The organism is Streptomyces sp. NPDC060031 (genome assembly GCF_042736805.1).
In the GTDB taxonomy this organism is placed as follows: Bacteria; Actinomycetota; Actinomycetes; order Streptomycetales; family Streptomycetaceae; genus Streptomyces.
Genome location: NZ_JBHWVM010000067.1, coordinates 1 through 23,461, shown reverse-complemented (window position 1 = coordinate 23,461; position 23,461 = coordinate 1). Strand labels below are relative to the sequence as shown.

Here is a 23,461-nt window from a genome sequence, read left to right as displayed (position 1 = left end):
CATTGGCGTATCGATACGAGGGTGTACCGATACGCTTGCGTTCCCGTAGACTTCGACTGGAACGAGATCCAGCCATGAAGGCACCGAGGCGCCCCCGAGGAGAGCCGCACCACATGACGTCGCCGACGCCGAGCATCGCGCGCCGCTCGAAGATCACCCCGGAGCGGGAGCGGCAGTTCTACGACGCCGTCCTGGAGCAGCTGCGCGAGCAGGGCTACGAGGCCCTGACCATGGAGGGCATCGCGGCCCGGGCCTGCTGCGGCAAGTCCACGCTCTACCGGCAGTGGAAGACCAAGCCCCAGCTCGTCGCGGCCGCCCTGCGCGCGAACCGCCAGGGCACGCTCGCCGCCGTGGACACCGGCACCCTGGCCGGGGACCTGCGCGAGGCGGCCCGGATCGCGGCCGGCACCTCGGGGCGCGACACCCTGCTCACGCAGGCTCTGGGGCACGCCGTGCTCAGCGACGAGGAGCTCCAGGCGGCGCTGCGCGAGGCGCTGGTGGAGCCGGAGCTGGCGGCGTTCGACGCGATGGTCGGGCGGGCGGTGGCGCGCGGCGAGATCGCCGCGGAGCACCCGGCCGTGGAGTTCCTGCCCGCCCAGCTGATGGGCGTGCTGCGCATCCGGCCGGTGCTGGAGGGGCGGTACGCCGACGCCGACTACCTGGTCCGGTTCGTCGAGGCGGCCCTGCTTCCGGCCCTGGGCCTGGGCTCCGCCTCCCCCGCGGACGCCTCCCCTGCGGACGCCGCACCCGCGAGCGCCGCACCCCCGGCCGCTTCGGCCTCCTGAACCCGGCGGGCCGCCGTCTTCGATGACCGGACGGCGACCTGCCCGCGCTGCCTCGTGGGGACGGCGGCAGCGCGCCACCCGGACCGGGCGGCGGTCACCCTCAGGGAGTGACCGCCGTCCGATCTGCGCGGCCCGGCGGACGTCAGCCCCGGGCGGCGCCCATGACCCGGGCGTACTCCTCCGGATCGGCCTCGAAGCCCCGTACCGCGGCGTCCAGCGACCAGGCGCCGGAGTCGTCGCGCGTGAATTCGGCGACGGTGGCCGCGGTGGCGTCCGGGACGCCCGCGAAGTCACCCTCCGCGAGGTCGGTGTAGCCCTCCCGGATCCTGAGCCCCTTGCCGGCGACATCGGCGAACGTCGTCGACCCGGCCTGGATCACGACGCCCACCACCACGCGGCGCAACTCCGCTGCCATCCGGTCCAGTTCGAAGGTCATCACCTCGTCGAAGCCGAACCCCTGTCCGGTGTGGCTGTCCCGGTTCAGGGTGATGGTGCCGTCGGGGGACCGGCTGCCGAAGTGCACCAGGTGGACCGGCCGGCCGTACGGGTCCGCGGCCCCGTACACCGCGGCGACTATGTCCAGGTCGTGCGCGGGCGTTCCGGCCGGGCTGGGGTCCCACCGCAGCGCGATCTCCACCTTGGCCAGGCCCTTGCGTACTCCGCTCACCGAACTCCCCCTCCACAGTCCTGCGTTGCCCCGCCATGCTGTCACGCGGCCGGCGGTCCGCCCCGGCCGACCGTACGTAACCGGCCAGCGCCGGCCGGGCTCACCAGTCGCCGTCCTCGACCGGTACGCCCGGTCGCGGGGCGTTGCCGAGCGGTTTGACCTGGCCCGGGGCGGGCGGGGTCCAGGGGGCGTGGTCGTCGCCGAGCCACTCCCCCACGGGCCGCACCTCGGTCAGCGGGCCGGCCGGCGCGAGGTCGGCGGCGGACTCGTCGTAGTAGTCGAACCAGGGCAGCCCGGCCTTGGTGTAGGCGGCCCGGTCGACGGGTGAGGGCGGCGGCTCCTCCCCGGTGATCCGGCGCCACGCGGGCGGGGTGACCAGGTGGACGAAGACCCGCCCGGCCGCCTCCTCGGCCCAGTCGGACAGCGGCCGGTCGTCCCCGTACACCTCCTGGCGCATGGACCCGCCGACGCCGAGCCCCATCGCGGGGGCCGCCGGAGCCGCGCCGCCCGGCTGGGGCATCGCGGGCGCCGCTCCCGGGGCGGCCGCCATCGGGGGCGGCACCGGTCCGCCCCCGTAGCCGCCGGTGAAGCCCCGCGTCCGCATCGCGCTCCGCTGCTCCGCCTCCCGCCACCGCGCCAGCGGCTCCGGACTCAGCGCGAACGCCTGGAGCTGCACCCCGCCCGTGGTCTCCTCGCCGGTGACCTGCCCCTCCACGGTCGCGCCGAGGCCGAGCGGTACGGCCACGAACTGGCGCACCGTCCCGTCGCCGGAGTTGATCCCGTCGAGCCAGGGCTGGCGGGGCGGCACCACGTAGTTCTGCGGGCGCCGCGCGAGCCGGCCCGTCCAGCGCTCACCGGAGACCGCGCACACCTTGCCGACGCCGACCTGGACCGCGGTGGGCTCCAGGGTCCCTCCGAAGCCGAGCCACATCGCCTCGCGCAGGTAGACGGGGAGCATCACCCCGCCCTTGGCCAGCCACTGCGGCGGCGCCGTGTCCGGATAGTCCTCCACCCGCCGCAGCGGGAACTGCCCCAGTCCCGGCGGCAGCCCGTGCGTGCCCGACTCCGGCAGCCGCAGGGTCCGCATGAAGCTGACCCTCGCCGCGCCCAGTACCAGCGCATTCCCGTCGACCCTTACCCCACCAGCAGCCACGCACCCAGCCCCTCTCCCGCCCGGGTCCGGGCCGGCCGCCGAATCTGCGGCCGAACCGGATCGTTACCTCAAGTTTTCCTCAGATCCAGTGACACTGCGCCTGTCACTTTCCTAGCTTCCTCATACACGCGTCTTCACGTGCGCGCGGTTCCGTGCTCCGGTGATCCCGGCACCACCGTGCTGCTTCCGCGTGCCCGTACCCGCGTTCCCGCGTACCCGCGCGATCCGCGTCCCGCGTTCCGAGGAAAGAGTGCAGCATGAAGGTTCCCAAGGCCGGTGCGGTCGCCGCAGTGATCGGCCTCGTCCTCACCGCTTCCGGGTGCGGCGGTGACGACGGAGCGAAGGGGACCATCGCCATCGGCATCAAGTTCGACCAGCCGGGCGTCGGCATGCGCGAGTCGGACGGCACTTTCTCCGGTTTCGACGTGGACGTGGCGACATACGTGGCCAAGGAGCTCGGCTACAAGCCGGACCGGATCGAGTTCAAGCAGGTCGACAGCTCGGACCGGGAGCTGCTGCTCCAGTACAGCGAGGTCAAGTTCGTCGCCGCCAGCTACTCGATCAACGAGAAGCGCAAGGAGAAGGTCAACTTCGCCGGCCCGTACTTCCTCGCGCACCAGGACCTGCTGGTCCGGGCCGACGACACCACCATCACCAAGGCCGAGGACCTCAACAACAAGAAGCTCTGCTCGGTCACCGGCTCCACCTCGGCGGAGAACGTCAAGAACAAGCTCGCCCCCAAGGCGAGCCTCCTCGAGCTCCTCGGCTACTCGGAGTGCCTCGTCGCCCTCCAGGACAACCTGGTCGACGCCATGACCACGGACAACTCCATCCTGGCCGGGTTCGCCGCCCGGAAGGGCAACGAGGGCAAGTTCAAGCTGGTCGGACTGAGCCTGAGCAACGAGAACTACGGCATCGGCGTGAAGAAGGGCGACACCGCTCTGCAGGGCAAGATCAACACCGCCCTCAAGAAGATGGTCGCGGACGGCTCCTGGGAGGCCGCCGTGAAGAAGAACTTCGGATCGGCGAACTACAAGTACGAGCCGGCCCCGCAGATCACAGCGGGCAGCTGACGATCGTCGAGGCGGTCGCCGGGTCCGACCAGTCGGAGTCGAAGGCCGCGTTGACCACGTGGAGCCGGCCCCCGTGGACGGCCGCCGTCGTCGGTTCGTCGAAGCGCGGGTCGGTGATCTGGCGGACGAACCGGGCCCGCAGGCCGTCCGCGCTCAGCATGAACACGTCGATGGCGTAGGCCCAGTTGCGTACGACGTACAGGGTGCGGCCGTGGAGCAGCAGCCCGTCGCCGTTGGCGACCGACCCGCCGTCGAGCACGGTCCGGGTGGCGGCGCCGGTGCGCGGGTCGACGCGGAACAGGGCCTGCGCGGTGTCGTGCACCACCAGCAGCGCCCGGCCGTCCGGAGTCCGCTCGATGCCGTTGGAACCCCAGTACTTGCCGCCGGGCGGGGTCGGGGTCCACTCGCCGCCGAGGGCGAGCGTACGGGGGGCGGCGCCGGGGCCGGCGAGATCGCGGCCCGCCGGGAGGAAGTGCAGGACGTCGTTGAAGGAGTCGGTGAACCAGGCTCCGCCACAGCCGACGGTGACGTCATTGACGAAGGTCGAGCCGGTGGCGGCCTGGTGGGTGGCAAGGACCCGTCCGTCGCCTGCGTGGACGACGCGGATCTGGCCGCTCGCGCCGCCGGCGACCAGCAGCCTGCCGTACGTGTCCAGCTTGAGGCCGACCGACATGGGGCCCTGGCCCGTGGTGATGATCCGGCCGGCGCCGGTGGCGAGGTCGGCGCGGTAGATCGAGCCGTCGATCAGCGAACCCGTGTAGAGGACGCCCCGGGCCGATACGGCTATGCCCTCGGGCTGGAAACCGGCCGGGGTGGCGATCGAGTCGGGGCGCCGCGCGGCGGACCGTGCGGCGGGCTGTGCCTGCGCGAGGGGGGCGAGGGGTCCGGCGAGCGCGGCCGCGCCGAGGGCGGCGGCCGCTCCGATGAAACCGCGTCGACCCAGAGTTCCGGTCAACGGTGTGTCCCTTCGACTGCCGTGCGAACAGCAACGGTTGAGGCACCCACCTCAGCACACGACCGGCGTCCCGTCAGTCCCGGATCCCGACACTTCACAAGGGAATGGGGAGCCTCCCCTTCGCCCCGCCCGGCCCAAGGGAAACGGGCAGGGGCCAAAGTCCGGGCTCCCGACACATGGTCTTCATCTGTAGGGCACATGACAATGTGAGTCTCGCTCTGCCCACCTGACACCCCGCCAATTCCCCGGGCGGGGACGGTGCCTGTGGAGAGGTCCCCCACGTCATGAGAATCTCCCGCCTGACTCCCTGCGCGGCCGCGCTCGCCGCGGCAGCGCTGTTCCTCGTACCGGTCTCGGCCTCCGCCGGCCAGCAGCGGGCCGCGGCTCCCGCCGCCGGCTCCGCGTCCACCGCCGCTTCCGCCGTGGACGCGTACTACGCGACTGCCGAGGGCAAGACCGGAGCCGCGCTGAAGACCGCGCTGCACACCATCATCAAGACCCAGTCCAAGGTCACCTACGACGGCGTGTGGAACGCCCTGAAGGTCACCGACCAGGACCCGGCGAACCCGAACAACGTCATCCTGGTCTACTCCGGCCGCTCCCAGTCCAAGTCCTCCAACGGCGGCGGCGTCAACGACTGGAACCGCGAGCACGTCTGGGCCAAGAGCCACGGAGACTTCGGCACCGCCACCGGCCCGGGCACCGACCTGCACCACCTGCGGCCCGAGGACGTCACGGTCAACAGCACCCGCGGCAACAAGGACTTCGACAAGGGCGGCAGCCCGGTCTCCGAGGCCCCCGGCAGCTTCACCGACTCCGACTCCTTCGAACCGCGCGACGCGGTCAAGGGCGACGTGGCGCGGATGCTGCTCTACATGGCCGTCCGCTACGACGGTGGCGACGGCTTCGCGGACCTGGAGATGAACGACAAGGTCAACAACGGCTCCGCGCCCGCCATCGGCCGGATCAGCGTCCTGAAGCAGTGGAACCTGCAGGACCCGCCGGACGCCTTCGAGCAGCGTCGCAACCAGGTCATATACGACACCTACCAGCACAACCGGAACCCGTTCATCGACCACCCGGAGTGGGTCAACTCCATCTGGTGACCAACCGCCGGCGCCGCCGCTCCCCCCGGGGGTTGGACCGCCCCAGGCAGGGTATTCGCACGCCAGAGGCTGCGGTCCGCGCAGGGCGGCGCCAGCCGGTGGAGGTACGTGGCCATGGACGGAGCCGGACTCTCCGATCGCGAGCAGCGCGCCCTTTCCGAGATCGAGGCCCAATTGAAGGGCGACCGGTCCCTGGACCGGTCCTTGGACCGCTTCGTACGGTCCGCGCACCGGCGTCGGCGCACCGCGGCGGCCTGCCTGCTCGGTGCGCTGACGGTGGCGCTGCTGATCGCCGCGTCGATCACCGTGGCCGAGCCGCTGATCTGGGGCTTCGCCGCCACCTGGATACTGACCGTGGTCCTGGCGCTGCCCCTGGTCGGCCAGTGGGCCAGGCGCCGCTGGCAGCGCCGCGACCGCACCCCCGCACAGCACTGAGCGCGAGCAGATCGGGCGGGATGAGCCGGCTCAGAGGCGGTCGGCGAGGGCCTTGAACTGCTCCCAGGTCGGCTGCGGGGTCCGCGCGTCCCAGACCTTCTGGGACAGCGCCGCCAGCGGCAGCCGGATGCCGGCCGCCACCTGCGCCTGGGTCTGGGAGCCGGCCAGATCGCACCAGACGGCGAGCCGGGCGCCCAGGATCTGCGCGCTGTAGCTCGCGGGCACGGCCGTGGTGCCGCGCAGCACCAGCGGGGTCCACTGCTCGTAGATCCGGCGGCCGGTGGGGTAGGTGAACTGGTTCGGCTCGCCCAGTACGTAGTAGAGGAACTCGTCGTTGAGGTTGACGAGCTTGCGGCCCTCGCGCAGGTACTCCAGCGGCGGGCGGGCGCCGATCTCCTTGCCGGTCCAGTACTCGACCTGGAGGTCCCGCGCGGCCTGGGTCACCCCGCCGGCGAAGAAGCCGTCGTTCCACGCCTTGAGCGCCTTGCCGGACGGCCGGACGACGGCCGCACGGTCGTTGAGCCAGCCCGTCGCCAGGTCCTGCACCCGGGCGGCGGGCCCGAACCGCTTGCGGGCGGCGGCGGCGAGCTGCGGGAAGGAGGCCTGCGGGTCGCCGACCACCAGTGCCTGGTACTCGTCGGCGCCGAGGTGCCAGGCTCCGCCGGGGAACAACGGCAGGTACTCGCGCAGCAGCTCGTCGACCAGCTTCGCCGAGGCCGGGTCGGAGATGTCCACGGCGCCCTTGACCGCCCTGCCCCGTACGTCGCGCAGTTGCAGGTCCGGGTGGGCGCGCAGCACCGCGCCGAGGTGGCCGGGCGAGTCGATCTCCGGGACGACGGTGATGTGCAGGCTCCGGGCGAGTGCCACGATCCGCCTGACCTCGGCCTTGGTGAGGTGCGGGGTGGAGACGATCTCGGGGTGGGAGGTGGACTCGATGCGGAAGGCCTGGTCGTCGGAGAAGTGCAGGCCGAACTGGTTGAGCTTCAGGTCCGCCATCTCGCGCAGCCGCTCCTCGATCCAGCCGACGGTGAAGTTCTTGCGGGCGATGTCGAGGTTGAGGCCGCGCTGGGGCCGGGCCGGGGCGTCGCGGACGGTGCCCTCGGGGGCCGAACCGCCCGCCGCCACCTCCTGTTTGAGGGTTCGGGTCCCGTAGAAGACCCCGGCCTCGTCGGGTCCGGTGATGCGGACCTGCCCGTTCTGCACGGTGAGGGTGTAGGACTCGGGCGCGCCGGAGCCCTTGGCGCCCAGGTCGAGTTCGACGTCGCCGCGGCGCACCTCGGCCGACTCCGAGAATCCGATGTGCAGTTCACCGGCGAGCAGCCGGCCCTCGTCGGCCAGGGCCGCACCGTCGCCCGGCGCGACGACCACCCGGGCGCCCTCGGCGGGCTTCCAGCCGGGGCCGCGGGCCGCCACGTGCTCCCGTACGGCCGGGATGGTGCGCGGGGCCGTGGACAGGGGATAGGAGGGGGTCGGGGAGGGGGTGGCCCCGGCGGGCGTGGCCGAAGAGGGCGCGGGGGCGGCGGTCGCCGCGGTGGCCGGGCCGGTCGGGCGGGCCTGCTCCGAGGCCGCCGTACAGGCCGGGACGGCAAGGGTGACCAGCGCGGCGACCGTGGCCGTCGCGATGACGTGGACTCTCCCGTACTGCCTTGGATTCCGCATCATGCACCCGTGTCCCCCGTACCAAAGTGGCACGGGGGACACGGGCACGCGACCGGACGGCTCATGCCGACGAGGCGGCCGTCGCGGTGGAGGGGCAGCCCGCCCGCGACGAACAGCAGCGGCCGGTCGAGCGCGGTGGGCAGGGTGTGGCGGCGAGGAGCAGGTCGGCGTCCTCGGTGGTCAGCGGGCGGTGGCGGTCATGCCGGTTTCTCCTGTGGTGCGTGGAGTCGTACGCGGGCTCGTGAATCAGTGGTGGACGGCGACGGCCGCGGGCGCCGCGGGGGCGCCGGCCGCGACGACCCGGCCGCCCCGGGCCCCGGTCCGCCGCTCCAGGGCGCCGGAGACGACGGCGAGCAGCAGGGCGGAGGCGGCGAGGGCGGCGCCGACCCAGTTCGGGGCGGTCCAGCCGAGTCCGGCGGCGATGACGAGCCCGCCGAGCCAGGCGGCGAGCGCGTTGCCGAGGTTGAAGGCGCCGATGTTGACGGCGGAGGCCAGGGTGGGGGCCCCGGCGGCCTGGTCCAGGACCCGCTTCTGCAGCGGGGGCACGGTCGCGAAGCCGAACGCGCCGATGAGGACGATCGTCACGGCGGCGCCGGTCTTGGTGTGGGCGGTGAGGGTGAACACCGCGAGGACGGTGGCCAGCGCACCGAGGGAGACGTAGAGCATCGGCATCAGCGCACGGTCGGCGAACCGGCCGCCGACGAGGTTGCCGGCGACCATGCCGAGGCCGAAGAGGACCAGCAGCCAGGTGACGGAGGTGTCGGCGAAGCCGGTGACGTTGGTCATCATCGGGGTGATGTAGGTGACGGCGGCGAACACCCCGCCGAAGCCGAGAACGGTCATCGCCATCGCGAGCAGCACCTGGACGTTGCGGAAGGCGGCGAGCTCGTGGCGGATCCGTACCCCCTCGGGCCGGGGCAGCTCGGGGACGAGCCGGGCGATGCCGAGCATGCCCAGGACGCCGAGCGCGGCGACGATCAGGAAGGTGACGCGCCAGCCGAGGTGCTGGCCGACGAGGGTGCCGAGCGGGACGCCGATGACGTTGGCCACGGTCAGGCCGGTGAACATCATGGCGATGGCACCGGCCTTCTTCTCGGGGGCGACGAGCTCGGCCGCGACGACCGAGCCGATGCCGAAGAAGGCGCCGTGGGCGAGGGAGGCGACGACGCGTCCGGCGAGCATGACGCCGAAGGCCGGGGCGAGCGCGGAGAGCACGTTGCCGACGATGAACAGGCCCATGAGCAGCATCAGCATGCGCTTGCGGGGGATGCGGGTGCCGAGGACGGTCATGAGCGGCGCGCCGAGGACGACGCCGAGGGCGTAGCCGGTGACCAGGAAGCCGGCAGTGGGGATGGAGACGCCGTAGCTGCCGGCGACCTCGGGGAGCAGGCCCATGATCACGAATTCGGTGGTGCCGATCCCGAAGGCTCCGATGGCGAGGGCGAGGAGTGCGAGAGGCATGAGGGAGGTGCCCTTCAGGGGAGGTGGTGTCGCTGTCGCGGCGGGTGGCCGCTGGCGCGGCGCGGGCCGCTGTCGACGCGACGCGTTGATGCGGTCGCCGCTTACGGGCGTCCACATTAATTGCAGGCGCGGGATATTTGCAAGCGCGGGCTATTGCGGACGTGGCCTATCCTGGTGACACAGGTATCGAAAGAGGAGCCCATGACGGCCACGGACAGCGCGCTCAGCGCCCTCTCCCAGGGCTGGTGCGCCCTCTCCCTGCTGCACGGGCGGATCGAGGCCCACATCGAGCGGGCGCTCCAGGCGGGGCACGGACTGAGCGTGCGCGAGTACTCGCTGCTCGACGTCCTCAGCCGCCAGCACAGCGGCCCGGGCGGCCACCTGCGGATGCACCAGGTCGCGGACTCGGTGGTGCTCAGCCAGAGCGCGACGACGCGCCTGGTCAGCCGGCTGGAGGACCGCGGGCTGCTGAACCGCTACATCTGCGACACCGACCGTCGGGGCATCTACACCGACGTCAGCGAGGCCGGCCTCGCTCTCCTGAGTGCGGCCCGGCCCACCAACGACACCGCCCTGCGCGAGGCCCTGGACGAGGCCGCGCGCAATCCGGAGCTCGCCCCGCTGGTGGCGGCCGTGGAGAACGCGCGGCCCGCCTAAGGCAGCGCCGGGGGCGACGAGGACGGCGCGGGGCCGCCCGAGGCTCCCGGCCCGCCGGACGGCGCCCTCGACGGGCTCGCCGCCGACGGGCTCGCCGCCGACGGGTTGCCCACCGAGGAGGCGCGGCCCCCCGGAGTCGTCGCGGCCCTGGGCGACGACGGCTGCTGTGACGAGGGCGACAGCGACGGCGACGACGGGGATGCCGAGGGTGCCACCGACGGGGCCGGGGTCGGCGGCGGCGAAGTCCGCGGACCGGGGGCCGTGATCTCGGGCGGCGAGGCCGGCGGCACCGGGCGGGCGGGGGTCTGGTCCGGAGCCAGTACGAGGTACCCCACCAGGGCGGCGGCCGCCGCGGCCAGACCCGCCAGCGGCAGGGTGAACCCGCGCATCCGCGCGAGCGGCAGCCGCAGCCGTCGTACGTGCGGCCCCGGCGGATCGGCGGGCCGCAGCCCGCGCACGGTCACCTCGGCCGCGCGGGCGTCGAGGGCCCGGCGCAGCCGCCGCTCGACCGGTCGCTCACCGCGACGCTCGACGTCAGGCGTCATATCCGACCCTCCAGAATCCGCTCCAGCGCGTCCAGCGCCCGGCTCGCGTTCGACTTGACCGCGCCCCGGCTGATCCCGAGGGTCTCGGCTATCTCCGCCTCGCTGAGGTCGGCCCAGTAGCGCAGCACCAGGACCTGGCGCCGCCTCGGTGTCAGCCGGCCCAGCGCGGCCAGCACCTCCCGATGTGCCTCGTCGAGGACCACGGACGCCTCGGCGGACGGTACGTCGGCCGGTGCGGGCGGGGTCCAGGCGCGGGCGGTGCGCCTGCGCCGCAGCACGGAACGCGAGGTGTTGACCACCGCGGTGCGCAAGTAGCCCAGCGCGTTGTCGACCTCGGTTATCCGCTCCCCGTGGCGCCGGTACAGGGCGGTGAAGGCGTCCTGCACCACGTCCTCGGCGGTGCCCAGGTCGTCCACGAGCAGCACCGCCAGCCGCACCATCCGCAGCCGGTGGGCGTGGTAGAGCGCGGTGACGGTGGGCGGCGGTGTGCCGCCGTCGCCGGCTTCGTACGTGTACCCGTGCCCGTACGCGTACGACGGCGCGGGCGTGGTGGGGGCCGAGCGCTCGCGGCGGAGCAGCGACGACCACAAGCCCCGCCGCACCCGGCCGGAGCCGGGCACGACGGAGCTCATTGGCAGTGCGAGGTGAAGCACGGGGATCCTCAGCCGTTGGCGCGGCGCCGCACGGCGTACAGGGTCCCGGCCCCGGCGACGACCAGGACCGCGGCCCCGGTCCCGATGGCGGTGTTGGTCGCGGAGGAGCCAGTATGCGCAAGCTCGGGGCTGCCGGACGAATCGCCCGGAGCGGCGCTGGGGGCGGCGCTCGGCGCGGCGCCCGGGGGGTTGCTCACCGAGGCGCTCGGCGCAACGCTCGGCGCGGCGCTCGGGTGCAGGCTCGGCGAGGCGCTGGGTACGCCGGCGGACTGGCTCGGCGTGGGCTTGGGCGAGGAGCTCGGCGCCGCGCTCGGGGCGGAGCTGACGGCGGGGGACGGCGTGCCCGAGGTGCCGCTCGCGGCGAGGGCCGGCCCGGCGAGAGCGACGGCCACCCCGGCGGCGGCGGCGGTGAGGGCCGCTGCCCGGCGGACGGACAGGGGGACGCGCTTCAGGTTCTTCAAGGTGGTTCTCCACGGTCGGTTGCAAGGGCGCCGGATCACGCCCTTCACCCCTGCACGACGCGCGACCCCCGGGGAGGTTGCCGCCGGTTCCGAAGTTTTTTCGCGCCACCGGGCGGCCGCTTCACGCGCCGGAGCCCCGGAGCCGGCGCAGGGCCGCGCCGAAGACCGCGATGCCCTCCTCGATCTCGCCCTTCGGGCCCGCCGCGTAACCGAGGATCAGGCCCGGCGGGCCCGGGGCCATCCGGTGCCAGGACAGCGGGTGGGCCTTGACCCCGAGCTCCAGGGCCGCCGCCGCGAGGGCGGTGTCGTCGAAGTGCGCGCCCTCGAAGGTGACCATGAGGTGCAGCCCCGCAGCCGCCCCGTGCACCCGTGCTCCCGGCAGCTCGGCGGCGATGGCCCGCAGCATCGCGTCCCTGCGCCCGCGGTGACGGCGCCGGACGAAGCGCAGGTGGCGTTCCAGCTCGCCCGACTCCATCAGCCGGGCGAGCACGAGCTGGGCGAGGACCGGGTTGCCGAGGTCGGCGTAGCGCTTCGCGGCGACCACCGCGTCCAGGTGGCGCGGCGGGACCAGCAGCCAGCCCAGCCGCAGGGCCGGTGCGAGCAGTTTGGACACGCTCCCGGCGTAGCAGACCGCTTCGGGCAGCAGGGCGCGCAGCGCGGGGACGGGGGCGCGGTCGTAGCGGTGCTCGGCGTCGTAGTCGTCCTCGACGACCACTCCCCCGGCGGCGGCCCAGCCGAGGAGTTCCCGGCGCCGCTCGCCGTCCAGGACGACCCCGGTCGGGAACTGGTGCGCGGGGGTCAGCAGCGCCGCCCGCGCCCCGCTCGCCCGGAGCTCCGCAACGTCCAGCCCGCCCTCGTCGACCCGTACCGGGACCGTCTCCAGGCGCCCGTACTCCAGTTGCTGCCGGGCTCCGAGCGAGCCGGGGTCCTCGACGGCGACGCGTCGTACGCCGTCCTCGCGCAGGACGTGCGCCAGCAGCCCGAGCGCCTGCGCGACGCCGGCGACGACGACCACCTCCCCCGGGTCGGCGCGGATGCCCCGGTTCCGGGCCAGCCAGCCGACGATCGCCTCCCGCAGCGCTGGGGTGCCCTGGGGGTTGCCGTAGCCGAAGTCGGCGGGGGTGAGTCCGGCCAGGACCCGGCGCTCGGCCTGGAGCCAGGCCGTACGCGGGAAGGCGGTCAGGTCGGGGACGCCGGGCGAGAGGTCGATCCGGCACGGTACGGCGCGCAGGGCGTCCACGAGCCCGCCACGAAGCGGCGGCGCCGAGGCCGCGGCCACCGGTGGCGGCGCCGCGACGACCACGGTCCCGGCCCGGCCGCGCCCGGCCACCTGCCCGGTCTCGGCCAGCCGCTGGTACGCCTCGGTCACCAGGCCCCGGGAGACCCGGAGCTCCGCGGCGAGGACCCGGCTGGCCGGGAGCCGGCTGCCGACCGCGAGCGTGCCGTCGGCGATGGCGGCGCGCAGCCGCTCCGCCAGCCACTCGGTACGGCCGCCCGCCGGGACCCGGCCGATGTCGAGTTGCAGGAAGTCCGACCCGGCCGTGGGCCCGGCCGTGGGCCCGGCCGTGGGCTGGACCGTGGGTTTGGCCTTCGCCTTGGCCTCCGGGCCGGCTTCGGCCCCGACGCCGCCGGTCGCCGCTTTGGACCCCAGTGTCGGGTGTTCTTTGGACCTGCTCATGGGTCCATTCTGGCGTCAGGCTCGACGGTATGAACACACCGTCCGCTCCCCTGCGCGACCTCGCCCCCGGCATCGCCGGCATGGCGCTCGTCGGCAGCAGTGTCACCGTCTCCCGATCCCTCGTCGACGCCCCGCTGTTCGGCGTCCAGGCCGTCCGGTACGCGGCGGCCGCGCTGATCCTGCTCGTCCTCGCCCGACTGGCCCGGGTGGCGGTCCTGCGGCCGCGCGGCCGGGAGTGGCTGTGGCTGGCCGGGATCGCGGCGACCGGGCTGGTGCTGTTCAACCTGGCCGTCGTACGGGGCGTGGCGCATGCGGAGCCGGCCGTGATCGCGGTCGCCGTGGCCTCCGTACCGATCCTCCTCGGGCTGATGGGCCCGCTGCTGGAGGGGCGCCGCCCCAGTCGACAGGTCCTGCTGGCCGCGCCGGTGGTGATGGCCGGGGCGGTGCTCGTGGAGGGGACGGGCCGGACCGACGCCGCCGGGGTGGCGTGGGCCTCGCTGGCGCTGGGGTGCGAGGCAGGGTTCACCCTGCTCGCGGTGCCGGTGCTGCGGCGGCACGGCGCCTGGGGGGTGTCGGTGCACGCGGTGTGGCTGGGGGCGGTGATGTTCGCGGCGCTGACGGTGTTCGTCGAGGGGCCCTCCGAGCTGGCGTCGGTTGCGCCGGGGCAGTGGGCGGCCGCCGGGTACCTGGCCGTGATGGTGACCGCGGTGGCCTTCCTGCTCTGGTACCGCACGGTGGCTGCCGTCGGCGCGGGCCGGGCTGGGCTGCTGACCGGGGTCGCCCCGCTCGCCGCGGCGGCCGCCGGCGCCCTCACCGGCGGCGGGGTGCCCGGCCCCGCGGTGTGGCTGGGGCTCGGGGTCGTGATCGCCGGGCTGGCGGCGGGACTTCGGCCGGGCCGTACCCCCGCGGGTCCGGCCACTCCCGCCGCACCCGTGGCGGAAAACGGCGCGGAACGGGCACCGGCGGCTCCCTGAGGGCCCGCACCCGCCCCCACCCTTGAGGGCGCTCGGCCTTGTGGATCACAATCCGCAGATGGCAACGCCCCCGTACAGCAGCTGGATGCGGTACTTCTCGCCGACCGCCAACCACCGCCGGCTCGGCCTGGTCTGCCTCGGGGTGGGGGTGCAGCAGGCCTCCTGCCGGTCGTCGGCCCCCGCGCGCTCGACCACCACGTGGCGGTGGTCCTCGGCTACATCACCCCGGACCGCCCGCTGGTGCCGCTGAGCGGGAGTGCCGGGGTGCTGCACGTGGTCGACGGGATCGTACGGGCGGCCCGGCGCGGCGGACCGCTGCTGGAAGTGGAGGCCGCGGCGGCGGTCCACGGGCTGCTCGTCGCGCTGCGCTACGCCCGATCCGCCGCAGGGTGGGCATGGCCCCGGTCCGGTTCCGCGCCCAGCAGTCGGCGCGCGGGCTCCTGCGCTGCGCCGGCCGATGCCCGCGTCAGGGCCGGCGCGCGAAGCAGAAGAGGTGCTCCTCGGGGTCGGCCAGGCCTCCCTGGGGGTGGAAGACCCGCGTGTGGTGGTCCAGCACTTCCAGGCCCGCGGCCGCCAGCGTGGTCAGGTGGTCCTCCGTGGAGAGGCTGCTGACCGTGACCCGGTGGCCCATCCACTCGATGTCGAGGTTGCGGATGTCGCCCGGCACCGTGGCCATCACGAAGTACCCGCCCGGCGCGACCCAGGACGCCATCCGCCCCAGGGCCGCGGCCACTTCCGGCTGGTCCATCATCAGCAGCGGGAAGAAGGAGCACACCGCCTCGAAGCCGTCCTCCGCGGGCGTGTACGTGCGCACGTCGGCCTGTTCGAAGCGCGCCCGCGGCACCCGGGCGCGCGCGAGGGCGACCATCTCCCGCGAGACGTCGATACCGGTCACCGCGCAGCCCGCCGCGGCCAGGGCCTCGGCGGTGGGCCGGCCCGTGCCGCTGCCCACGTCCAGCACCCGGGCGCCGCGCGGCAGTCTGGCGGTGAGCCAGTCGAGGGCCTCCCGTTGCGCGGGCACCTGCCCGAACGCCTCCTCGTAGCGCTCGGCGAGCGCGTCGAACACCTCAGCCGCAGAACCGTGATCGCTCATCCGCTCCCCTTCATCGCCGTACGTCACCCCAGGATGCCCGCCTGGCGGGCGGCGCGGATCCAGGACGGGAACTCCGACAGCAGCCGGTCGTACAGCTCCGGGTCGGAGAGGGTCTCGATGTCGTCGACGGCGAAGAAGCCGACGTTGTCCACGCGACGGCCGGGCAGGGTGTCAAAACGTTCCAACACCCCGTAGTTGGCCCTGCCGAGGCCGATGAACTGCCAGAACAGCGGTTCCTCCACCGCCGCGCGCAGCTCCCGTTCGATCGCGTTGTCGCGGTAGACGCCGCCGTCGGAGAAGAAGAGGACCAGCGTCGGGTCCGGGACGGGACTTTCGCGGACGTAGGCGCGGACCTGCGCGATGACCTTCTGCTCCTCGTTGCCCACGCCGACCGCGCGCATGTCGACCTGGCCCGGGACCAGACCCTTGCGCGGCTTGCGCCGGCTGAACAGGCTCAGCTCACCGACGCGTACGTGCAGCCGCAGCCACTCGGGGAGTTCGGCGATCACGAGGTCGGGGAGCCGCGCGGGGCTGGAGGCGAAGGTCCAGGCCTGCATCTCGCCGTCGTCGTCGAGCTGCGCCGCCACGGCGGCCATCCGCTCGGCGACGCGGGCGACGGTGCCGCGGCTGTAGTGGAAGGCCATCGAGCCGGAGGCGTCGAGCACGAGGATGACGCGGGCGGTGAGGGCGCCGACCCCGTGCTTGCTCAGGCTGACCGCGACCTGACGTTTGCGCAGCGACAGGCGCTCGCGCACCTCGGGGGGCAACAGTTCCTCGCCCTTGGTCAGCCGGACGGCGCCGGCGGCGGGGACGGCGGCCGGGGCAGGTGCCGGTTCAGGTGCCGGTGCGGGCACCGCGGACGTCGTCGGCGCCGGATCCTCGTTCACGCTGATGCCATAGTCGGTCGCCAGGCCCGCCAGCCCGTGGGCGTACCCCTGCCCGACGGCCCGGAACTTCCAGGCCCCGGCCCGCCGGTACAGCTCGCCGCTCACGTACGCCGTCTCCGTGCCCGCCGCCATGTCGAAGCGGACCAGCTCGGCCCCGGACACCGCGTCGAGCAGCAGCAGGTGCAGCCCGGGCACCTGCCCGAAGGAGCCGCCGTCCGCCGAAGCGCCGAACACGACGCGCTCGATGCCGGGCTCGATCGCACCGAGGTCGACGGCGATCGTGTCGGCGCCGGGCCGCTTGCCGTGGTGGCTCACGGCCCCGGACGCGTGCCGCGGCTGGTTGTAGAACACGAAGTCGGCGTCGGAGCGGACGCGTCCGTCGCCGCCCAGCAGCAGCGCGGACGCGTCCACGTCCGGGACCCCGGGGCCGGCCGACCAGCCGAGCACGGCCCGGACCGCGGTCGCCCCGATCGGCAGGTTGGCGCCCTTGTTCAGTGAAGTCACGGCTCCCAGTCTGCCCGGCGGACCCTACGGCCGGTAGCCGATGTTCAGTTCCGCCACCGAGGTCCACGCATTGCCGCCCACCTCCCTCGTGGCCTTGAGCTTCACGTACCGGGCGGTCCTGGCGGTGAAGGAGACGTCCTGCTGTGCGGTGCTGTCGGCGAAGGTGCGGGAAGCCGCAGCCGTCCCCCAGGTGACCCCGTCGGTCGAGGTGAACACCTGGTAGTCGGCGATGCGCCCGTTGCTCTGCGTCTGCCGGGGCAGGTAGTGCAGGTCGGAGACGTTGTACGAGGCCCCGAGGTCGAGGGTGATCTCGTGCGGCATCGGCGCGGCGGCCGTGTACCACCGGGTGTGCCAGATGGTGGAGCCTATGCGGCCGTTCTCGCGGGCGGTGCCGCCCGAGGGGCTGTCGTAAAGGGAGTTGGAGTCGATGGCCGCCGCGAGTTTGCCGGTGTTGGCGAGGCCGTACATCACCGTCACGGCGGCGGGGTCCACGGGGGTGTTCGCCTTGAGCGCGGTGAAGGTGTCCCCGGTGCCGGTGGTGGCGGTGTGCATGTTCGCCGCGGCCGGCACGGCGCCCGGCTGGTCGCTGCGGACGCTGACCAGGGTGTGGTCGGGGATCGCGAGGCTGCGCACGCGCAGGGCGGCGGTGTCCTCGATGGCGGTCACCTTGAACTCGACGACCAACCGGCGACCAGGGTGGCGACCAGGCCGGCCACCGCGGCCGCGGCCGGCCAGAGGGGGGTTCTCATGGGGCCTCCGGGAGTCGGCGCTTGCTTGGCGCAAGACCGCACGGCTCGAAGGCACGGGCGGTCCGCTCACTGATCAGTCAGCTTGCGGACCGCGGCACGGCAGGCCCATGGACAAAGCGGAGCGCCGTCCTGGACTTACGTGGATCAGGGGGATCAGGGGGATCAGGGGGAGGCGGGCACCAGCACCACGGCCGTCCCGTACGCACACACCTCGGTCCCGACGTCGGCCGCGTCGGTGACGTCGAAACGCATCATCAGCACGGCGTTCGCGCCGCGCGCCTTCGCCTGTTCGATGAGCCGCTCCATGGCCTGGTTGCGGGTCTCGACGAGGGTCTTGGTGAGGCCCTTGAGTTCGCCGCCGATCATCGACTTCAGGCCCGCGCCGATCTGGCTGCCGAGGTGGCGGGAGCGCACGGTGAGGCCGAAGACCTCACCGATCACCCGTTCGACGTGGTAGCCGGGGACGTCGTTGGTCGTCACGACCAGGACGCCGGTCTGCTCGGCGCCGGGGCCGCCGCCGTAGTCTTCGATTCCCATGGGACCCACTGTGGCGGCGCCCGCGGCGGCCCGCATCCGCAGGCCGCCGCGGTCACGGCATTCGGGCGGCGAGACCGAACTCGTACGCCACGACGGTGGCGGCGCTGAGCACGAGCCGGCCTGCGATGTCGGCGTGGGACGGGCCGGCGCCGACCAGGCCCAGCACCTCGCGTTCGCGCGGGGTCAGGTCGTCGAGGCCCGGGTGCGGGGTGCGGGTGACCGGGGCGGCGTAGGTGTCGATGAGCCCGCACAGGGCTCCGGGGCTGAGGAGCATCTCGCCGCCGTGCACGGTGGCGATGGCGGCGAGCAGCCGGGCGGGCGGGGTGTCCTTGAGGAGGAAGCCGCCGGCCCCGACCCGCAGGGCCCGAAAGACGTACGCGTCGGAGTCGAAGGTGGTCAGCACGAGCACCTTGGGCCGCGGCACGGCGGCCTCGGGCTCGGCCTGCGCCCTGGCGTCGGCTTCCGCGAGGATCCGCCCGGTGGCGGCGATCCCGTCGGTGCCGGGCATCCGGATGTCCATGAGCACGAGACGTCGGGCCGGGTCTCGGCGGCGAGCCGTACGGCCTCCTCGCCGTCCCCGGCCTCGCCCACGACCTCGAAGCCGGGGCGCCGCGGTGAGCAGCGCGGTCAGTCCGGAGCGGATCAGGAACTGGTCGTCGACGACGAGCACCCTCAGCATCGCCGCCCCCCTCTCCTCAGGAGCCACGGCTGCCGGCCCGGGGCACGGGGACGCGCAGGCTGCTCTCGAAGCCGCCCTCCGGGGCGGGTTCGGCGATCACCGTGCCGTGGCAGATCCTCGCCCGCGGGCGCGCCGGCGCGGCCCGGCCGGTCCCGTCGTCCACGTTGGTGAGCGCCTCCTGCGCGACGCGGTACGCGCACAGGTCGATCCCGGGCGGCAGGTCGTACGCCGTCCCCGTGACCCGTACGTCCACCGGTACGCCGGCCTCGCCCACCCGCTTGACCAGCTCGTCGAGTCCCCCCGAGACCGCCGGACCCGGGGGGGCGTCCGCTCGGTGGGGGCCGCATCCTCCTCGCGGAGCACGACCAGCATCCGGCGCATCTCGGCGAGGGCCTCGTGGGCACTGTCCCCGATGGTGTCCAGGGCCCGGCGGGCGGTCGGCGGGTCGGAGGAGAACACGTACCCGGCGAGACCGGTCTGGACGGAGATCACCGAGACGTGGTGGGCGATCACGTCGCCCACGCTGAGCGGTCCGATGCCGGGCGGCGAGCCGGGTGCCCCACAGGAGGACGAGGAGCGCGCCGGCCGCGCAGCGGGCCGAGACCGGGCGGCGGCGCAGGGAGGCGACGGAGGTCACCACCCGTGGGGGTAGGCGGGTTTCAACCCGTGGATGGGCGAGGCGGGGGTGGTGTCGGCCGTAGATCTCCCTGCGCCGTTCCCGACGACCGGTAGCGGCCCGTTCCCCCCGGGGTCCGCCGCGCGGCCGTGCCCGTTCGGGGGCGGGCACGGCCCCGTCACCTCCCGGGCGTTCTGCCCTGAGCGTAGACGCGGGGCGTTCACTCATTCACGCGTTTGGTCTGCGGCCGTGCTCCCGTTGCACGGGCTGTGCGGGGGCGGGAAGGCGCCCGGGACCGCCCGGTCGCAAACACGTCCGGCGAACCGTCTTGCGGGCAGCGTACCCGACCAAGCCCCTTACATCCGCGGCCGGATGGGGCGGAATTCACGGATGCGACGCCGCAACTTTCCCATCTGCACGTGCATCTGCGGATGCAGCCGCATTTCGGCCGTCGAATTACGCCATCAATTAACACCACTTCAATCATTGACGATCACGAATGACCCCGAGGCAACGGGGTTCGCGGGAAATCGGGCATTACCGAGCGCCCCGCTTGCACGCGGGAAACGTTGCATGAATGGGCGCCGCGGAAGGATGAATGGAGGCGGCCGCGAATTGATCCGGAGTGACTGTAGGATCGCCGCATCGCGCAGTGGCCGACGGCCACTTGCGTGGTGGTCCCGGGTTGCAGCCCGGGACCACCCGACAGACCAGTCACCTCATAGAAAGGCACACCATGGCCTGCGGAAAGGAACGGGTTGGCCGTGCAGACGACCCCGAACCTCGCCCCAGCATTATCCCTGACCCTCCCTCCCGGGAAACCTCCGCCGACGACAAGATCAGGGCGCGCTTCTGGTCGACCCTGATCGTGGCCGTCTATCTCGTGGTCGCGGTGGCCCTGGTGTTCAGCCATCCGCGAGCGGCACCCACGGTCCCGCTGCTGGCCCTCCTGGCGGCCGCCCTCGGCACGATCTGCTCCCCGTTGGTCCTGCGGCTCCTGCGCCGCCGGCGCCGGGAGTCCTGACACCCCTCGTGGGGGCGGCGTTTCACCCGCCCCCACCGCACTCGCGCCACTCGGGTCACTCGGGTCACTCGCGCCATTCACGCCACGCGCGCCGTCCGTACACCAGAACCCCCGTACGAGTGATTGGCCTGCCCCCGGCGGACTCCCTAACATGGGCCGTTCACCCAGCCGCCGAACCTCTGACCAAGGTGGGCCCAGGACATGGATTTAGGGCAGAACTCCCGGATTCCCCCGATTGACATGCACACCCCGAGCGTGGCCCGGATGTACGACTGGCTCCTGGGCGGGGTGGAGAACTACGACAGCGACCGCCAGGCCTGCGCCGCACTGCTGGAGATCGCCCCCAGCACCCAGCTCCTCGCCCGCAACAACCGCGCGTTCCTGCGCCGGGTCGTCCGGATCCTCGTCGAGGACTACGGGATCCGCCAGTTCCTGGACCACGGATCGGGCCTGCCCACCCAGGACAACGTGCACGAGGTGGCCCAGCGGGCCCACCCGGACTGCAAGGTCGCCTACATCGACAACGACCCCATGGTCCTCGCGCACGCCCTGACCACGCTGCACGAGAACACCGGCACCCTCGTCATCCCCAGGGACATGCGCCTGACCCGGGCGATCCGCGAGGACACCGACGGCTTCCTCGACTGGAAGCAGCCCATCGCCGCACTGTTCGTGTCGGTCCTGCACTGCCTCCCGGATGCGGACGGCGACGCCGACCCCGCGGCGGTCGTGCGGAACACGGCCGCACTGCTGCCCCCGGGCAGCTTCATGGTGATCTGCCAGCTCGTCAGTGACGACCCGGTCGTACGGAATGACGTCACCCGGCTCATGGACGTCATCACGCACAGCCGTTGGGGCCGCGTCCGCGAACGCCACGAGGTGCGGCGGTACTTCGACGGCCTGCGGATCCTCGACCCCGACCTGGTGGACGTGGTGGACTGGCGGCCGGACACCCCGCCCCCACCCATGCCCAACCGGCCCACGGACTGGGTCGAGTGGGGCGGCGTGGGCCGGCTCTGACCGCCGCCGCCCCTACGGCGAAAGGGACGCCCTACGCGAACCGGCCCTTCGCCGCTTCGATCAGGGCCCGGCTGTCGTCCATCGACTCCGCCGCCTGCCGGAGCTTGGTGAGGGCGTTGCGGTAGTCGTCGAGGGCCCGCGGCCGGGTCACGTACGTCGCGCTGCTGATGTGTTCCACGTACGCCAGCTCGGACTGCTCGGGGTCGCCGAACTTCAGGTGCATGATCGGGTAGGGCGGCGTGGCGCTGTAGGCCCGGGACATCATCAGCACGCGGATGTTCACCTTGGCGACCCCACACGCCTCCAGCAGGTGGTCCAGCTGTTCGCGCATCACCTCATGCTCGCCGTAACGGCGGTAGAGGATGCCCTCCTCCAGCAGGACGGTGACGCGCGGCAGGGAGCCCTCCATGAGCCGCAGCTGCCGCTGGCGGCGCAGTTCCACCACCCGCGCGATCTCGTCGGGATGGGCACTGGGCATGGCGGCCTCGACCATGCACCGGGCGTAGTCGGGGGTCTGGAGGATGCCGGGGACGACGAGGTTCTCGTAGACGCAGATCTCCTCCGCGTCGCCCTCCATCTGGATCAGGCGCTTGAGGAAGTCGGGCGTCACATCGCTGAACTGCTCGTACCACTCGGAGGTCCGGCCGAGTTCGAGGAGCCGCTCGATCATCCACATGTCGTCGGCGTTGGCGCCGTAGTGGCGGGCCAGGTCGAGGACGTCCCGCCGCTTCGGAGGGCTCTCGCCGCGCTCCAGCCGGCTGATCTTCGACACCGAACCGCGGATGACCGGAGCCACCTGCCGCAGCGTGAGACTCCGGGCCTCCCGCAGGGCCCGCAGTTCCTGCCCCAGCATGCGGTCGGCCGCCGCCCGTCCGGGCTCCTTTCCCATGGACAGGACGGAGGCTCCGGGGTCGGGCAGCGGGTCGGGGAGGGCGGACATACAAACTCCAATATGACTGAGGAAGTTGTCAGTCACCAGAATGGGGTCTGAATGCGCACCCTCCAAGCTTTGGCCTGAGGTCAGGTCGCCATCAGGTCAGTTGATCGAATTCCGAACGCTTGACGCCGTCGATGAACGCCTCGATCTCCGCGGCGGTGAACAGCAGTGCCGGACCGTCCGGGAAGCGCGAGTTGCGCACCGCCGCACCGCCGCCGGTCAGCGCGGCGACTTCCACGCAGTTCCCGTTTCCCACGCTGGCCGCGCTCTTGACCCAGACCGCACCCGGGATTTCGTTCGCGGCCATGCCATTGGTCAACTGCATGATTCAACCTCTCCCTCGCCCGACACACCTGATCGTGCAATCCCATATGGGATTGCACGACAACCACTGGCGAGAATGCTAGCTACGCAGAGCGAGCACGGGAGTCCCCCGAAAGGAGGCCTGAAATCCGGCCTCCTCATATGATCGGAGATTGGCTCGTATCGGGCTAACCCGCGGTGAGTCAGCCGGTTCGCGCGGCGCGACCTCGCCATAGTCGTCCGTGGCGGCCGCCAGGTCGCCGCCCCCGCGCCGCGTACCGCGGTCGGGGTGGATGTCTTCATAGAGGAGCCGGCTCATGCTGAAGCCCACCAGGACCGTCCTCGCCCTCACCGCCGGAAGCCTGGTGCTCGGCCTGGCGGGGGCGGCCGCCGCGGTCGCCGACGCGGACCCGATGCCCGACATGCCGGGGCACGCGGCCGTCGTGGCCGACGATGACGATGACGATGACTACCTCCTCCAGCCCGACGGGCAGCAGGAGTACAAGCACGCCCGCGGCGTGGTGGTCGCGCACGGCAAGCTGACCGTCCGCAGCCGGCCGAGCACGCACGCACACAAGGTGGGCGTGGTGTTCCCGCACCAGAAGCTCGCGATCGAGTGCAAGAAGCGCGGCGAGCGGATCGACGGCAACGACCTCTGGTACCTCCTGGACGGCCGGAACGAGAACGTCGGCATGGACGGCGGGGTCGGCGGCCCGATCGCGAAGGACGCGAAGGACCACGAGCGCTGGGTCGCGGCCCGCTACGTCAAGAACCTCACCCCTGTGAAGTGGTGCTACTGACCTGCTCGGACAGCCGCCGACCGGACCGCCCGGCGCCCCGCGAGGGGCGC

The 23,461-nt window shown here is 72.9% G+C and carries 26 protein-coding genes and 3 pseudogenes; 10 read left to right on the top strand and 19 right to left on the bottom strand.

Features of this window, described 5'->3' with window-relative positions; genetic code table 11:
* Positions 1-113: 113 nt before the first annotated feature.
* The gene (locus tag ACFWB8_RS26045) at positions 114-785 is read left to right on the top strand and encodes a TetR/AcrR family transcriptional regulator (RefSeq protein ID WP_385231759.1); all 672 of its coding nucleotides are present in this window, start codon (positions 114-116) and stop codon (positions 783-785) included.
* 142 nt (positions 786-927) lie between these two features.
* Here ACFWB8_RS26045 and ACFWB8_RS26040 read toward each other — a convergent pair whose 3' ends face one another.
* On the bottom strand, positions 928-1,452 hold the full coding sequence (locus tag ACFWB8_RS26040) for a TerD family protein (protein WP_385231756.1): 525 nt from the start codon (positions 1,450-1,452) through the stop codon (positions 928-930).
* A gap of 100 nt (positions 1,453-1,552) precedes the next feature.
* Positions 1,553-2,605: a hypothetical protein gene (locus ACFWB8_RS26035; protein WP_385231753.1), complete on the bottom strand. Its 1,053-nt coding sequence runs from the start codon at positions 2,603-2,605 to the stop codon at positions 1,553-1,555.
* A gap of 257 nt (positions 2,606-2,862) precedes the next feature.
* On the opposite strand from ACFWB8_RS26035, the gene ACFWB8_RS26030 reads away from it, so the two are divergent.
* Positions 2,863-3,678, top strand: a complete 816-nt coding sequence (locus ACFWB8_RS26030; RefSeq protein WP_385231750.1) for a glutamate ABC transporter substrate-binding protein — start codon at positions 2,863-2,865, stop codon at positions 3,676-3,678.
* On the opposite strand, the gene ACFWB8_RS26025 is transcribed toward ACFWB8_RS26030, so the two are convergent.
* Complete coding sequence (locus ACFWB8_RS26025; RefSeq protein WP_385231747.1) at positions 3,662-4,633, bottom strand: SMP-30/gluconolactonase/LRE family protein; 972 nt, start codon at positions 4,631-4,633, stop codon at positions 3,662-3,664. The two genes, ACFWB8_RS26030 and ACFWB8_RS26025, sit on opposite strands and share 17 nt — an antisense overlap.
* A 284-nt stretch (positions 4,634-4,917) precedes the next feature.
* On the opposite strand from ACFWB8_RS26025, the gene ACFWB8_RS26020 reads away from it, so the two are divergent.
* Complete coding sequence (locus ACFWB8_RS26020) at positions 4,918-5,739, top strand: endonuclease I family protein (RefSeq protein WP_385231744.1); 822 nt, start codon at positions 4,918-4,920, stop codon at positions 5,737-5,739.
* 114 nt (positions 5,740-5,853) lie between these two features.
* Positions 5,854-6,174: a DUF3040 domain-containing protein gene (locus tag ACFWB8_RS26015; RefSeq protein WP_385231741.1), complete on the top strand. Its 321-nt coding sequence runs from the start codon at positions 5,854-5,856 to the stop codon at positions 6,172-6,174.
* Positions 6,175-6,204: 30 nt separating this feature from the next.
* Here the strand turns inward: ACFWB8_RS26015 and ACFWB8_RS26010 are convergent, their stop codons facing one another.
* The 3 genes and pseudogenes from ACFWB8_RS26010 to ACFWB8_RS26000 form a co-directional block, all read right to left on the bottom strand.
* Positions 6,205-7,833, bottom strand: a complete 1,629-nt coding sequence (locus tag ACFWB8_RS26010; RefSeq protein ID WP_385231822.1) for a glycoside hydrolase family 20 protein — start codon at positions 7,831-7,833, stop codon at positions 6,205-6,207.
* A gap of 65 nt (positions 7,834-7,898) precedes the next feature.
* Positions 7,899-7,988: pseudogene (locus tag ACFWB8_RS26005) on the bottom strand (heme-binding protein); the annotation flags it as partial.
* Between the two features lie 91 nt (positions 7,989-8,079).
* On the bottom strand, positions 8,080-9,294 hold the full coding sequence (locus ACFWB8_RS26000) for an MFS transporter (protein ID WP_385231738.1): 1,215 nt from the start codon (positions 9,292-9,294) through the stop codon (positions 8,080-8,082).
* A 201-nt stretch (positions 9,295-9,495) separates the two neighbouring features.
* On the opposite strand from ACFWB8_RS26000, the gene ACFWB8_RS25995 reads away from it, so the two are divergent.
* Positions 9,496-9,951 (top strand): MarR family winged helix-turn-helix transcriptional regulator, encoded by a 456-nt coding sequence (locus ACFWB8_RS25995; protein ID WP_385231736.1) that lies wholly within the window; start codon positions 9,496-9,498, stop codon positions 9,949-9,951.
* On the opposite strand, the gene ACFWB8_RS25990 is transcribed toward ACFWB8_RS25995, so the two are convergent.
* The 4 genes from ACFWB8_RS25990 to ACFWB8_RS25975 form a co-directional block, all read right to left on the bottom strand.
* Positions 9,948-10,496: a hypothetical protein gene (locus ACFWB8_RS25990; protein ID WP_385231734.1), complete on the bottom strand. Its 549-nt coding sequence runs from the start codon at positions 10,494-10,496 to the stop codon at positions 9,948-9,950. The genes ACFWB8_RS25995 and ACFWB8_RS25990 overlap by 4 nt on opposite strands.
* Positions 10,493-11,128, bottom strand: a complete 636-nt coding sequence (locus tag ACFWB8_RS25985) for a SigE family RNA polymerase sigma factor (protein ID WP_385231732.1) — start codon at positions 11,126-11,128, stop codon at positions 10,493-10,495. The genes ACFWB8_RS25990 and ACFWB8_RS25985 overlap by 4 nt, the downstream gene beginning before the upstream one ends.
* Positions 11,129-11,157: 29 nt before the next feature.
* Complete coding sequence (locus ACFWB8_RS25980; protein ID WP_385231730.1) at positions 11,158-11,610, bottom strand: LPXTG cell wall anchor domain-containing protein; 453 nt, start codon at positions 11,608-11,610, stop codon at positions 11,158-11,160.
* Positions 11,611-11,731: 121 nt separating this feature from the next.
* Positions 11,732-13,288, bottom strand: a complete 1,557-nt coding sequence (locus ACFWB8_RS25975; protein WP_385231728.1) for an aminotransferase class I/II-fold pyridoxal phosphate-dependent enzyme — start codon at positions 13,286-13,288, stop codon at positions 11,732-11,734.
* Between the two features lie 29 nt (positions 13,289-13,317).
* Here ACFWB8_RS25975 and ACFWB8_RS25970 point away from each other — a divergent pair, with 29 nt between their 5' ends.
* Complete coding sequence (locus ACFWB8_RS25970; protein WP_385231725.1) at positions 13,318-14,262, top strand: DMT family transporter; 945 nt, start codon at positions 13,318-13,320, stop codon at positions 14,260-14,262.
* Between the two features lie 58 nt (positions 14,263-14,320).
* Positions 14,321-14,643: pseudogene (locus ACFWB8_RS25965) on the top strand (AraC family transcriptional regulator); the annotation flags it as partial.
* 85 nt (positions 14,644-14,728) lie between these two features.
* Here the strand turns inward: ACFWB8_RS25965 and ACFWB8_RS25960 are convergent.
* The 7 genes and pseudogenes from ACFWB8_RS25960 to ACFWB8_RS25930 form a co-directional block, all read right to left on the bottom strand.
* Complete coding sequence (locus ACFWB8_RS25960) at positions 14,729-15,355, bottom strand: class I SAM-dependent methyltransferase (protein WP_385231722.1); 627 nt, start codon at positions 15,353-15,355, stop codon at positions 14,729-14,731.
* Positions 15,356-15,378: 23 nt separating this feature from the next.
* Complete coding sequence (locus tag ACFWB8_RS25955; protein WP_385231719.1) at positions 15,379-16,746, bottom strand: VWA domain-containing protein; 1,368 nt, start codon at positions 16,744-16,746, stop codon at positions 15,379-15,381.
* A 24-nt stretch (positions 16,747-16,770) separates the two neighbouring features.
* Positions 16,771-17,430 (bottom strand): discoidin domain-containing protein, encoded by a 660-nt coding sequence (locus ACFWB8_RS25950; protein WP_385231716.1) that lies wholly within the window; start codon positions 17,428-17,430, stop codon positions 16,771-16,773.
* 227 nt (positions 17,431-17,657) lie between these two features.
* Positions 17,658-18,032: a YbjQ family protein gene (locus ACFWB8_RS25945; RefSeq protein WP_385231711.1), complete on the bottom strand. Its 375-nt coding sequence runs from the start codon at positions 18,030-18,032 to the stop codon at positions 17,658-17,660.
* Positions 18,033-18,084: 52 nt separating this feature from the next.
* A complete protein-coding gene (locus ACFWB8_RS25940; RefSeq protein WP_385231708.1) occupies positions 18,085-18,711 on the bottom strand; it encodes a response regulator in 627 nt (208 codons plus the stop codon).
* Between the two features lie 16 nt (positions 18,712-18,727).
* Complete coding sequence (locus ACFWB8_RS25935) at positions 18,728-18,985, bottom strand: hypothetical protein (RefSeq protein ID WP_385231825.1); 258 nt, start codon at positions 18,983-18,985, stop codon at positions 18,728-18,730.
* 131 nt (positions 18,986-19,116) lie between these two features.
* Positions 19,117-19,170, bottom strand: a pseudogene (locus ACFWB8_RS25930) (hypothetical protein); the annotation flags it as partial.
* A 1,025-nt stretch (positions 19,171-20,195) separates the two neighbouring features.
* Between ACFWB8_RS25930 and ACFWB8_RS25925 the strand changes: the two are divergent.
* Both ACFWB8_RS25925 and ACFWB8_RS25920 read left to right on the top strand, forming a co-directional pair.
* On the top strand, positions 20,196-20,351 hold the full coding sequence (locus ACFWB8_RS25925) for a hypothetical protein (protein ID WP_385231705.1): 156 nt from the start codon (positions 20,196-20,198) through the stop codon (positions 20,349-20,351).
* A gap of 201 nt (positions 20,352-20,552) precedes the next feature.
* Entirely contained in the window at positions 20,553-21,371 is an 819-nt protein-coding gene (locus tag ACFWB8_RS25920; protein ID WP_385231702.1) for an SAM-dependent methyltransferase, read from the top strand.
* A 31-nt stretch (positions 21,372-21,402) separates the two neighbouring features.
* On the opposite strand, the gene ACFWB8_RS25915 is transcribed toward ACFWB8_RS25920, so the two are convergent.
* Together ACFWB8_RS25915 and ACFWB8_RS25910 are read right to left on the bottom strand one after the other, a co-directional pair.
* Complete coding sequence (locus ACFWB8_RS25915; RefSeq protein WP_385231699.1) at positions 21,403-22,311, bottom strand: helix-turn-helix domain-containing protein; 909 nt, start codon at positions 22,309-22,311, stop codon at positions 21,403-21,405.
* Positions 22,312-22,402: 91 nt separating this feature from the next.
* Positions 22,403-22,633 (bottom strand): DUF397 domain-containing protein, encoded by a 231-nt coding sequence (locus ACFWB8_RS25910; RefSeq protein ID WP_385231696.1) that lies wholly within the window; start codon positions 22,631-22,633, stop codon positions 22,403-22,405.
* Between the two features lie 295 nt (positions 22,634-22,928).
* Here ACFWB8_RS25910 and ACFWB8_RS25905 point away from each other — a divergent pair, with 295 nt between their 5' ends.
* Positions 22,929-23,411: a hypothetical protein gene (locus ACFWB8_RS25905; RefSeq protein WP_385231693.1), complete on the top strand. Its 483-nt coding sequence runs from the start codon at positions 22,929-22,931 to the stop codon at positions 23,409-23,411.
* The last annotated feature ends 50 nt before the right edge of the window (positions 23,412-23,461 follow it).

Excerpts from the sequence above, each read along its gene's own strand:
- ACFWB8_RS26000 (WP_385231738.1), bottom strand. The coding sequence starts at position 9,294 with ATGCCTCTCGCACTCCTCGCCCTCGCCATCGGAGCCTTCGGGATCGGC.
- ACFWB8_RS25910 (WP_385231696.1), bottom strand. The coding sequence starts at position 22,633 with ATGCAGTTGACCAATGGCATGGCCGCGAACGAAATCCCGGGTGCGGTC.
- ACFWB8_RS26010 (WP_385231822.1), bottom strand. The coding sequence starts at position 7,833 with ATGCGGAATCCAAGGCAGTACGGGAGAGTCCACGTCATCGCGACGGCC.
- ACFWB8_RS25915 (WP_385231699.1), bottom strand. The coding sequence starts at position 22,311 with ATGTCCGCCCTCCCCGACCCGCTGCCCGACCCCGGAGCCTCCGTCCTG.
- ACFWB8_RS25975 (WP_385231728.1), bottom strand. The coding sequence starts at position 13,288 with ATGAGCAGGTCCAAAGAACACCCGACACTGGGGTCCAAAGCGGCGACC.
- ACFWB8_RS26030 (WP_385231750.1), top strand. The coding sequence starts at position 2,863 with ATGAAGGTTCCCAAGGCCGGTGCGGTCGCCGCAGTGATCGGCCTCGTC.
- ACFWB8_RS25990 (WP_385231734.1), bottom strand. The coding sequence starts at position 10,496 with ATGACGCCTGACGTCGAGCGTCGCGGTGAGCGACCGGTCGAGCGGCGG.
- ACFWB8_RS26045 (WP_385231759.1), top strand. The coding sequence starts at position 114 with ATGACGTCGCCGACGCCGAGCATCGCGCGCCGCTCGAAGATCACCCCG.
- ACFWB8_RS25970 (WP_385231725.1), top strand. The coding sequence starts at position 13,318 with ATGAACACACCGTCCGCTCCCCTGCGCGACCTCGCCCCCGGCATCGCC.
- ACFWB8_RS26015 (WP_385231741.1), top strand. The coding sequence starts at position 5,854 with ATGGACGGAGCCGGACTCTCCGATCGCGAGCAGCGCGCCCTTTCCGAG.
- ACFWB8_RS25940 (WP_385231708.1), bottom strand. The coding sequence starts at position 18,711 with ATGCTGAGGGTGCTCGTCGTCGACGACCAGTTCCTGATCCGCTCCGGA.
- ACFWB8_RS25995 (WP_385231736.1), top strand. The coding sequence starts at position 9,496 with ATGACGGCCACGGACAGCGCGCTCAGCGCCCTCTCCCAGGGCTGGTGC.
- ACFWB8_RS25945 (WP_385231711.1), bottom strand. The coding sequence starts at position 18,032 with ATGGGAATCGAAGACTACGGCGGCGGCCCCGGCGCCGAGCAGACCGGC.
- ACFWB8_RS25960 (WP_385231722.1), bottom strand. The coding sequence starts at position 15,355 with ATGAGCGATCACGGTTCTGCGGCTGAGGTGTTCGACGCGCTCGCCGAG.
- ACFWB8_RS25920 (WP_385231702.1), top strand. The coding sequence starts at position 20,553 with ATGGATTTAGGGCAGAACTCCCGGATTCCCCCGATTGACATGCACACC.
- ACFWB8_RS25985 (WP_385231732.1), bottom strand. The coding sequence starts at position 11,128 with ATGAGCTCCGTCGTGCCCGGCTCCGGCCGGGTGCGGCGGGGCTTGTGG.
- ACFWB8_RS26020 (WP_385231744.1), top strand. The coding sequence starts at position 4,918 with ATGAGAATCTCCCGCCTGACTCCCTGCGCGGCCGCGCTCGCCGCGGCA.
- ACFWB8_RS25905 (WP_385231693.1), top strand. The coding sequence starts at position 22,929 with ATGCTGAAGCCCACCAGGACCGTCCTCGCCCTCACCGCCGGAAGCCTG.